The sequence below is a fragment of the uncultured Thermomonas sp. genome (assembly GCF_937872235.1).
GTDB lineage: Bacteria > Pseudomonadota > Gammaproteobacteria > Xanthomonadales > Xanthomonadaceae > Thermomonas > Thermomonas beijingensis.
Genome location: NZ_CALMPC010000112.1, coordinates 1 through 9,302 on the forward strand (window position 1 = coordinate 1; position 9,302 = coordinate 9,302).

Below are 9,302 nucleotides of genomic sequence, written 5' to 3' on the forward strand. Positions count from 1 at the left end.
GCTTCGAGATAGCGCCCTTCCTCGTCAAATGGTGCCCAGCCCAGCGCGGTGCGGATGTCGTCGGGCGCGCGCCGACTGTAGATGGCTACGCCGCTATAGCCCTTCTTCTGCGCATCCTTGAACCATGCGTGATAGCCGGCCGGCCGAAATGCGGCATCGGTCAATTGATGCACCTGGGCTTTGGTTTCCTGCACGCACAACACGTCGATATCCTGCGTGTTGAACCACTCGAAAAAGCCCTTGCTGGCGGCCGACCGCAGGCCATTGGCGTTGAAGCTGAGGATGCGCATGCACATGAAATCGATGAAGAATGGCCAAGCCTAACCGATCCACCCGCCATCACCGCCAGCTGGCGCTACAACATGGGACAATTGCGGCATGACGCATACGACTTCTGACCATCGCTCCCGCTTCCTGGACTTGGCCCTGCGCGCCGATGCGCTGCGCTTTGGCGAGTTCACCCTCAAGTCTGGCCGCATCAGCCCGTATTTCTTCAATGCCGGGCAATTCAATTCCGGCACTACGTTAGCGGGACTGGCGGCCTGTTATGCCGATGCCATGGATGCGGCAGGCCTGCAATTTGATGTGCTGTTTGGCCCTGCCTACAAAGGCATCCCGCTGGCCACCGCACTGGCATGCGAATACGCTCGTCGTGGCCGCGACCTACCGTTGGCGTTCAACCGCAAGGAAGCCAAGACGCACGGCGAAGGCGGCAACCTGATTGGTGCAACCCTCACCGGCAAACGTGTGTTGATCGTGGATGATGTGATCACCGCCGGCACTGCGATCCGCGAGGCGCTGGGCATTATTGCGGCCGCAGGCGGCCACACCGCAGGCATTGTGATTGCACTGGACCGCCAGGAACGGGTGCGCGAAGACGCTACCGAATCTGCTGCGCAATCGGTGGCCCACGAGCACGCGATTCCGGTGGTGGCGGTGGCCGGTTTGGGTGACCTGCTTGCGTTTGTTGGCGAAAGCAACGAACTTTCCACTTATCGCGATGCTCTGCTCGCCTACCGTGCGCGCTACGGTATCGCCTGATACGCTCATCGACTGCCACAGGGGGCCGTCATGCCGCTGCATCGACACATCGTGAGCTCCACACTTGCCATGGCCCTGTTGGGGGTGATGGCAATGGCGGCTGCGCAAACCGCACCACACACCGAAAAGAAGATTTACTGCTGGAACGACGCCGGCCGCAAGATCTGTGGCGACGCGCTGCCCGCCTCCGCCACCGACAGTGCGCGCACTGAATTCTCGATCAAAAGCGGCATGGCCACAGCGCATATCGACCGCACCTTGAATTCGGAAGAACGCAGTGCCGCCGCTCAGGCCGCCGACTTGGCCCGCCAGCAGGCAGAAGCCGAAGCCATGCAAAAACGCCGTGACTTGGCCATGGTCGAGTCCTACATGACCGAAAGCGATCTGCGCCGCGCCTATGGCGAGCGCACCGCGCTGCTGGATGAGTCGATCAAATCCAGCCGCCTGACCGTCTCCACCTTGCGGTCAAGTTTGATTTCCCTGCTGCGGCAAGCCGGCAACAAAGAGCTCTCGAACACGCCGGTACCCAGGCCGTTGGCCGATTCGATCCAAACCCAACATGCGGATTTGCTGCGGCAAAACCAGATTTTGCTGGCGCAACAGCAGGATCGCTCCGAACTGGGGAGTGAATTTGAAGACTCCCTGCGGCGTTATCGCCTGATGAAGCCAACCAAGGCCGAGCCCAGTGCGGCAGCACCTGCAGCGCCTGCGGCAACGTCGTCGGCCACCCCCACCGCCGCAAAATCGCCGGCAGGCTAAGCCACCCTGGTGGCAGCCGGAGTGCCACTTTGCGGTTAGGATCAGAACGGCAGCCGCAATTCCGGCTCGAGGCGCAGCAAATGATCGCGGAATACCTGCTGGATGCGGGCCATCGCGGAATTGGTGTCGGCATCGAAGCGCATCACCAGCACCGGCGTGGTGTTGGAGGCACGCACCAAGCCCCAACCATCTGACCAATCCACGCGCAGCCCGTCGATGGTGGTCAAGCGGCCACCTTCAAAACTGGCGGACATCCGGAAGCGCTCGACAAACTCATGCGGGTCGCCGCCATCGGGCAATTCGACTTTGATTTCGGGCGTGGAAATACCGTCAGGCAGTGCCGTGAACACCGCTTCGGGGACTTCGCCACGGGTATCCAGAATTTCCAACAAGCGCGCCGCCGCATAGATGCCATCGTCAAAGCCAAACCAGCGCTCGGCAAAGAAGAAATGTCCGCTCATTTCGCCGGCCAATGCGGCATCGACTTCGCGCATTTTGCTCTTGATCAGCGAGTGCCCCGTCTTCCACATCAACGGGCTGCCGCCGTGACGCAGGATTTGCATCGGCAAACGGCCGGTGCATTTGACGTCATACACAATCACCGCGCCAGGGTTGCGTTCCAGCACGTCGGCGGCAAACAGCATCAGCAAGCGATCCGGGAAGATGTTTTTGCCGGACTTGGTGACCACGCCCAAGCGATCGCCATCGCCATCGAAGGCAATACCGAGATCGGCATCCAGGCGCTGCACCATCTGCACCAGCGCTTCCAGATTGTGGGGCTCGCTGGGGTCAGGATGATGATTGGGGAAGGTGCCGTCGATATCGCAGAACAGGGGAGTGACCTCGGCACCGATGGCTTCCAGCACGCGCGGGCCCAGCACACCGGCGACGCCATTACCGGCATCCACCACTACTTTCAAACGCTGACCGATTTGGATATCGCCAGCGATGCGCTGCACATAGTCGTCACCGATATCGCGCTCCTCCAAACCGCCAGCGCTGTCAGCTTCCAACATGCGGTCTTCGGCAATGCGTGCGTGCAGATCCTTGATCGCGGCACCGGACAGCGTTTCACCCCCCACCACGATTTTGAACCCGTTGTAATCCGGCGGGTTGTGGCTGCCGGTAATGGCCACACCGCAACCGGTACGCAAGTGATAGCAGCCGAAATACACCACCGGGGTGGGTGCCATGCCGATATCAATCACATTACGACCTGCTTTGCGCAGGCCGCGAATCAGGCCATCGGACAGATCCGGCCCCGACAAGCGGCCATCGCGCCCAACCACGATGCTGTCCAAGCCCTGGTCGGCCATCACCGAGCCAATCGCCTGACCGATCAACTCGGCGACCCCGGCATCCAATGACATGCCAATTACACCGCGAATGTCATAGGCCCGGAAGATGCGATGGTCGATCACCACCGGCACCGCCGATTTTGCTGCACCTTGATCCGCCTCACGTGGCTTGGCCCGCGCGACAGGTTGCGCGGCTGGCAACTCTTGTTGCAAGTCCGACAAGGTGGGACCCGCCTCCACTTGCTCCAGCCCAGCCATTGCCAGCAAGCGCGGGCGCAGCACAAACCAGAGCGCCGCTGCGACCAGCACAAACACGGTGCCGATGACCAACGATCCCAGTCCACCCAGCCCAAACGGGGTCTCCGTCAAGCTGGAAGTGGCCGCCGCGACCCGCAAATCACTGTCTGCGACTTTGACCGCCAATGCCTCTGCCGAATCCGCCAGCCCGCTATCCCCACGCTCAATCACACTGCTGGCACCCTGCCGCAATGCGAGATAGCTGCCCTTCGGCAAGCCCGGACTTTCCACACCGGCCGCTAAGCGCGCGATGGGTAGCTCGACATAGACCAGCGATGCCCCCACGGGTGCAGCCAAGGCCAACCACTGCTTCCCTGCAGAACGTACCAGCCGTGCCTGTACTTTTTTGCTATGCAGTGCATCCTCGGCCACTGCCAAGGTGCCGAACCCACTGCGCGGCAAGCCGGCATAGAGGGCTTCCAGATCCTTGGGCCAGATTTCGACGCGCCCGGCATCCGCCCAGCCTTGCTTGATCGCAGCACTGGCCGCCGCCCGATCGCCCGTCGCCATCGCGCTGGTGAACGATGCACTGGCAATCTGCGTGGCAAATTTCTGGCGCGCATCTTCCAGCGCGCGCTGCACCGCGATATTCACATCATCACGACTGGACTCCAATGCATGCTGACGGGATTCGCCCAACTGATGCAGGCTGCCAGACACCAGATTCCACATACCTAGCAACAGCAGCAAAGCGATCAGCCAGGGCAACACGCGCACGACCAACAACGGGTCGAACTGCAGCGTCTTCTCGTCGCCACCCGTGTCGCCCTTGTCCTTGTCTTTCTCTTTGTTGCTGCCTAAGCCGAACACTGCCATGCAATTCCCCTGTCAGCGCACACCGGTATGACCGAACCCGCCTTCACCGCGTGCACTTTCCTCGAAAGTATCCACTACCTGCAACTTGGCACGCACCACCGGCAGCAACATCAACTGCGCGATGCGATCCCCCGGCGCAATAGTGAACTCCGCAAGTCCGCGATTCCACACACTGACCATCAGCGGGCCCTGATAATCAGCATCGATCAAGCCAGTGCCATTGCCGAGCACGATGCCATGTTTGTGGCCCAACCCGGAGCGCGGCAGGATCACCCCGCACAGGCGCGGGTCGCCAATATGGATGGCTAACCCGGACGGCACCAGCACGGTTTCACCGGCAGCCAGCACCAGCGTGGCGTCCAGCGCGGCACGCAAATCCATGCCTGCGCTGTGCGCGGTGGCGTAGTTGGGCAATGGCCATTGCGCACCCATCCGCGCATCCAGAATCTTCACTTGCATGACATGCTCCATCACGCCAGTCGCTCCGCTATCAGATCCAGTAATTGCCCCGCCAATGCCCGCTTGGGTGCGGGCCCGAGAGCACGCTCGTCATCGGCATCAATCACCAATAACGCATTGTCGTCACTTTCAAACCCGGTGCCGGCGACACCCACCTGATTGGCACAGATCAAATCCAGCCGCTTGCGCTGCAATTTGCCGCGGGCATAGCCCGCAACATTGTCGGTTTCAGCAGCAAACCCCACCACCAATCGTGGACGTTGGGCGTGCGCGGCGACCTCGGCCAGAATGTCGCGGGTCTGTACCAATTCCAACACCAGGGTGTCTTGCCCAGGTTGTTTCTTGATCTTACCCGGGGAACAACTGCGTGGAGTGAAGTCGGCCACCGCTGCGGCGCCGATGTAGACATCACAGGGCAAACCCTTCATCACCGCCACAAGCATTTGCGCGGCACTGCGCACGTTCACGCGCCGCACCTGTGCGGGACTCGGCAGATGTACGGGGCCGGCCACCAGTACGACATCAGCACCGCGCTGGGCGGCTTCGGCAGCGATTGCAAATCCCATTTTGCCGCTGCTGCGGTTACCCAAAAATCGGGCCGGGTCGATGTCTTCATAGGTTGGCCCGGCACTGACCAGGATGCGCAGACCCGCCAAGGATGCCGCCGTCATGCCACAGCCTCCATCGCAGCGATGATTTGCGCAGGCTCAGCCATCCGGCCGGGACCCGATTCGCCCTCGGCCAATGCACCGTCATTGGGGCCCACCATGCGCACGCCACGCGCCAGCAATAGGGCGATATTGGCTTGCGTGGCGGCGTGCTTCCACATCACATGATTCATTGCCGGTGCCATCAACACGGGGGCTTCGGTAGCCAGACAGAGCGTGCTGACCAGATCATCGGCCAACCCATGCGCCAGCTTGGCCAGGGTATTGGCGGTGACCGGCGCAATGACGACCTGCTGCGCCCAGCGCGCCAATTCCAAATGCCCCATTGCCGCCTCGGCCTGTGCGTCCCACAGCGACACCCGCACCGGATGATGGCTCAACGCCTGAAAGGTCTGCGCGCTGATAAAACGCTGCGCGGCCTCGGTCATTGCCACCTGCACCTGCGCACCGGCATCACCCAACCTGCGCACCAACTCGGCGGATTTATACGCAGCAATGCCGCCGCAAACGCACAGCAGCACGCGGTAATTGGCATTCGGAAAACACGTCGCCTGCATCGGGCCGTTCCCTGACCTCATTCCAAAGCAGCAGCTTACCCGAAGCCGGGGCAATCGCCGCTATCAGCGTTCCATTCACGCCAGCATGCTGCCGCCATGCACATTCATGACTGGCCCGAACACGAACGTCCTCGCGAGAAATTATTAGCTCGCGGCGCCGGCAGTTTGTCTGATGCCGAACTTTTGGCCATCTTTCTTGGCTCCGGCACTGCCGGTCAGGACGCGGTGGCCAGCGCCCGCGATCTGCTGCTCACGCAAGGCAGCATGCGCGCCCTGCTGGATCTTGAACCGCGTGCCCTGACCCAGCTGCGCGGTATCGGCCCGGCTCGCGCCTGCGCCCTGTCGGCCGCGCTGGAGCTTGGGCATCGTCATTTGGCGGCACAATTGCAACGCGGAGAAGCCCTGACAGACCCCGCTGCCGCCGGCCGCTACTTTGCGCAACGCCTGCGTGGGTTGGGCCACGAGGTATTCGCGGTGTTGTATTTGGATACCCGCCACCGCGCACTGGGGTTCGAAGAACTGTTCCGCGGCAGTATTGATGGCGCCGAAGTCCACCCGCGAACCGTGGTGGAGCGCGCACTGGCTCACTCGGCGGCGGCGGTGATCCTTGGCCACAACCACCCCAGCGGCAACGCCGAGCCCAGTGCCGCCGACCGCAGCGTCACCGCACGCATCAAGCAAGCGCTGGGGTTGGTGGAGATTCGGTTGCTGGATCATTTTGTGATTGGCGATGGTGCTCCGACCTCCATGGCGAGACTGGGAATGGTGTGAGCAGCTCGCCGTTCCAGTACATCGACAGGCCTGCACGCAAGCGTGCGGCGCGCCTCGCGTACAATGGCGGCTCATTGAATTGCCGCATCGCACCCTTGTGAAAATCCAGCTCCGCGCCTTGATCGAACAAGGCTTGACCACACTGCGCAGCGCAGGCACCTTGCCCAGCGACCTTGCCAGCCCCGATTTCGTGATCGAGCGCCCGAAAGAGCGTGCGCACGGTGATTTTTCCTGCAATGCCGCCATGCTGTTGGCCCGCGAGGTTGGCAAAAGCGGCACCAAAGCCAATCCACGCGCGCTGGCGCAGCAGTTGGTGACGGCACTGCCCGTCTCCGAGGCCATCGCCAAGGTGGAGATTGCCGGCCCCGGGTTCATCAACTTCCACTTGACGCCGGCCGCATGGCAGCAGCAAGTGCGCGATATCCATGCTGCGGGGGCGGCGTTTGGTCGCAATGACTCCGGTGCGGGCAAGACGGTCGGCGTGGAATACGTGTCCGCCAACCCCACCGGCCCGCTGCACGTGGGCCACGGCCGCGCCGGGGTGATTGGTGATTGCATCGCCCGCGTGCTGGCCGCCAACGGCTGGAATGTGCAGCGCGAGTTCTATTACAACGATGCCGGTGTGCAGATCGAAAATCTGGCCAAGTCGGTGCAGGCGCGCGCCAAGGGGTTCCAACCCGGCGACGCGCAGTGGCCGGCCGATGCTTACAACGGCGACTACATTGCCGATGTGGCCGCCAGCTACCTGCGCGGCGACTCGGTGGCCGTGGATGGCCATACCATCAGCGGCAACAATGACAGCGACGACCTGGATGCCATCCGCAAATTCGGCGTGGCATATCTGCGCCGCGAACAAAATGCCGATCTTGCGGCGTTTGGGGTGTCGTTCGACCGCTACTTCCTCGAATCGTCGCTGTATGCCGACGGCAAGGTGGAAGAGACCGTGCACGCGCTGATCGCCAAGGGCCACACCTTTGAAGAAGGCGGCGCGCTGTGGCTGCGCAGCACCGACTTTGGCGACGACAAGGACCGGGTGATGCGCAAGTCCGACGGCACGTACACCTACTTCGTGCCGGACGTGGCCTACCACCTGTCCAAATGGCAGCGCGGCTACCAGCGCGCCGTCACCGAACTGGGTGCCGACCACCACGGCTCGTTGGCGCGGGTGAAAGCGGGCTTGCAAGCACTCGACTGCGGCATTCCCGCCGGCTATCCCGACTACGTGCTGCACCAGATGGTGACGGTGATGCGCGGCGGCGAAGAGGTCAAACTCTCCAAACGCGCCGGCAGTTATCTGACCCTGCGCGATTTGATCGAAGAAACCAGCGCCGACGCAGTGCGCTGGTTCCTGATTGCGCGCAAGCCGGATTCCCAGCTCACTTTCGATATTGATCTGGCACGTTCACAATCGAATGACAATCCGGTGTTCTATGTGCAGTACGCACATGCCCGCGTGTGCAGCTTGCTGCGGCAAGCGGGTGAGAAGGGCTTTGCGTTTGATGCCGACAACGGGCAAGCGTCACTGCATTGCCTGGACGATGCGTCGGCGCAGGACCTGCTGCGCGAGCTCTCGCGGTTTGCCGAAGTGGTGGAAGCCGCGGGCACAACACTGGAGCCGCATCTGATCGCGCAATACCTGCGTGAACTGGCCAACGCCTTCCATGGTTGGTATCACGCCTCGCCGGTCTTGGTGGAAGACGCCGCACTGCGTGACGCACGCTTGAGTTTGGCGCTGGCCACCCGACAAGTACTGGCAAACGGTCTTGACCTGCTGGGCGTGTCCGCCCCGGAGAGCATGTAATGGCAGCCCGTCGCGGAAAATCCCAGGCCAAACGCAGTGGCTCCAGCGGCCTGCCCGGTTGGGCATGGCTGGTCATGGGCATTGTAGTCACCCTGCTCGCGGTTCTTTTGGTGCCACGCCTGCTCAAGCACGACGGCAGCAATGATTTCCTGCGCATCGGCCCCAAACCCAACCCTGATGCACTACCGGCAGCCGTCAATGAAGACAATACCGCCATTGCGCCGGATGTGGCCACGCAAGCGCCGGCCGAACCCGCCAAACCCAAACCCACCCAGTATGACTTCTACACCCTGCTGCCGGGCGAAGGTGTGCAGATGAGCGATGCCGAGCTGGCTGCCAGCGCCAAGGCCGAAGCCGAGGCGCACGCCGGCGCACAAAAACTGGCCACCACTCCCGCCACCAACACCACGACTGTCAGCACGACCACCCCCATCCTGCCGGCTCCGGTCAACGAAACTCCCGCCGCCACACCCAGCACCAACCCGGCTGCGCCCAGAAATGACAGCGCCACAGCCACGCCCAAGCCCGATTCCGGCAACACCGACGCCGCCAAATCCGCGCCGGCATCCGCCAATTACCTGCTGCAAGCGGGGGCGTTTGGCGCTTCCGGCGACGCCGAAGCCGTAAAAGCCAAAATCGCCATGCTGGGCTTGAATGCACGAGTAGAGTCGGCACAAATTGGCGATAAAACCGTGTATCGCGTGCGCATGGGCCCGTATGGCAGCGCCTCTGAGTTGGCCGATGCCAAAGCCAAGCTGACAGGTGGCGGCTTGCAAGCGATGGCCGTGAAGACCCACTGAGGATTGCCGCCTACAATGGCGGCATGAACACTCAC

The 9,302-nt window shown here is 62.2% G+C and carries 8 protein-coding genes and 1 pseudogene; 5 read left to right on the forward strand and 4 right to left on the reverse strand.

Annotation, left to right across the window (positions count from 1 at the left end; genetic code table 11):
• Positions 1-290 (reverse strand): endonuclease/exonuclease/phosphatase family protein (locus QWB57_RS10060; RefSeq protein ID WP_288969389.1); only part of this gene is annotated, 290 nt, incomplete at its 3' end.
• Between the two features lie 88 nt (positions 291-378).
• Between QWB57_RS10060 and pyrE the strand changes: the two genes are divergently transcribed.
• Positions 379-1,041: an orotate phosphoribosyltransferase gene (pyrE, locus tag QWB57_RS10065; RefSeq protein ID WP_288969391.1), complete on the forward strand. Its 663-nt coding sequence runs from the start codon at positions 379-381 to the stop codon at positions 1,039-1,041.
• Positions 1,042-1,092: 51 nt separating this feature from the next.
• Positions 1,093-1,800 carry a hypothetical protein gene (locus tag QWB57_RS10070; protein ID WP_288969393.1) on the forward strand — a complete coding sequence of 236 codons (708 nt, stop codon included), beginning with the start codon at positions 1,093-1,095 and terminating at the stop codon, positions 1,798-1,800.
• Positions 1,801-1,841: 41 nt separating this feature from the next.
• Here the strand turns inward: QWB57_RS10070 and QWB57_RS10075 are convergent, their stop codons facing one another.
• The 3 genes and pseudogenes from QWB57_RS10075 to coaBC all read right to left on the reverse strand — a co-directional run bounded on the left by QWB57_RS10075 (position 1,842) and on the right by coaBC (position 5,895).
• Positions 1,842-4,211 carry a phosphomannomutase/phosphoglucomutase gene (locus QWB57_RS10075; protein WP_288969395.1) on the reverse strand — a complete coding sequence of 790 codons (2,370 nt, stop codon included), beginning with the start codon at positions 4,209-4,211 and terminating at the stop codon, positions 1,842-1,844.
• A gap of 12 nt (positions 4,212-4,223) precedes the next feature.
• On the reverse strand, positions 4,224-4,682 hold the full coding sequence (gene dut, locus QWB57_RS10080) for a dUTP diphosphatase (RefSeq protein WP_223625284.1): 459 nt from the start codon (positions 4,680-4,682) through the stop codon (positions 4,224-4,226).
• Positions 4,682-5,895: pseudogene (gene coaBC, locus QWB57_RS10085) on the reverse strand (bifunctional phosphopantothenoylcysteine decarboxylase/phosphopantothenate--cysteine ligase CoaBC). The gene dut and the pseudogene coaBC overlap by 1 nt, the downstream one beginning before the upstream one ends.
• 96 nt (positions 5,896-5,991) lie before the next feature.
• Here coaBC and radC point away from each other — a divergent pair.
• From radC to QWB57_RS10100, 3 genes are all read left to right on the forward strand, one after another.
• Complete coding sequence (radC, locus tag QWB57_RS10090; RefSeq protein ID WP_223625281.1) at positions 5,992-6,666, forward strand: DNA repair protein RadC; 675 nt, start codon at positions 5,992-5,994, stop codon at positions 6,664-6,666.
• Between the two features lie 97 nt (positions 6,667-6,763).
• Positions 6,764-8,467 carry an arginine--tRNA ligase gene (argS, locus tag QWB57_RS10095; RefSeq protein ID WP_288969397.1) on the forward strand — a complete coding sequence of 568 codons (1,704 nt, stop codon included), beginning with the start codon at positions 6,764-6,766 and terminating at the stop codon, positions 8,465-8,467.
• On the forward strand, positions 8,467-9,267 hold the full coding sequence (locus tag QWB57_RS10100) for an SPOR domain-containing protein (RefSeq protein ID WP_223625273.1): 801 nt from the start codon (positions 8,467-8,469) through the stop codon (positions 9,265-9,267). Before argS ends, QWB57_RS10100 begins: the two co-directional genes overlap by 1 nt.
• Positions 9,268-9,302: the final 35 nt, after the last annotated feature.

What these genes read in the sequence shown, in the direction of transcription:
- pyrE (WP_288969391.1), top strand. Translation starts at nt 379, where the DNA reads ATGACGCATACGACTTCTGACCATCGCTCCCGCTTCCTGGACTTGGCC.
- QWB57_RS10075 (WP_288969395.1), bottom strand. Translation starts at nt 4,211, where the DNA reads ATGGCAGTGTTCGGCTTAGGCAGCAACAAAGAGAAAGACAAGGACAAG.
- dut (WP_223625284.1), bottom strand. Translation starts at nt 4,682, where the DNA reads ATGGAGCATGTCATGCAAGTGAAGATTCTGGATGCGCGGATGGGTGCG.
- radC (WP_223625281.1), top strand. Translation starts at nt 5,992, where the DNA reads ATGCACATTCATGACTGGCCCGAACACGAACGTCCTCGCGAGAAATTA.
- QWB57_RS10100 (WP_223625273.1), top strand. Translation starts at nt 8,467, where the DNA reads ATGGCAGCCCGTCGCGGAAAATCCCAGGCCAAACGCAGTGGCTCCAGC.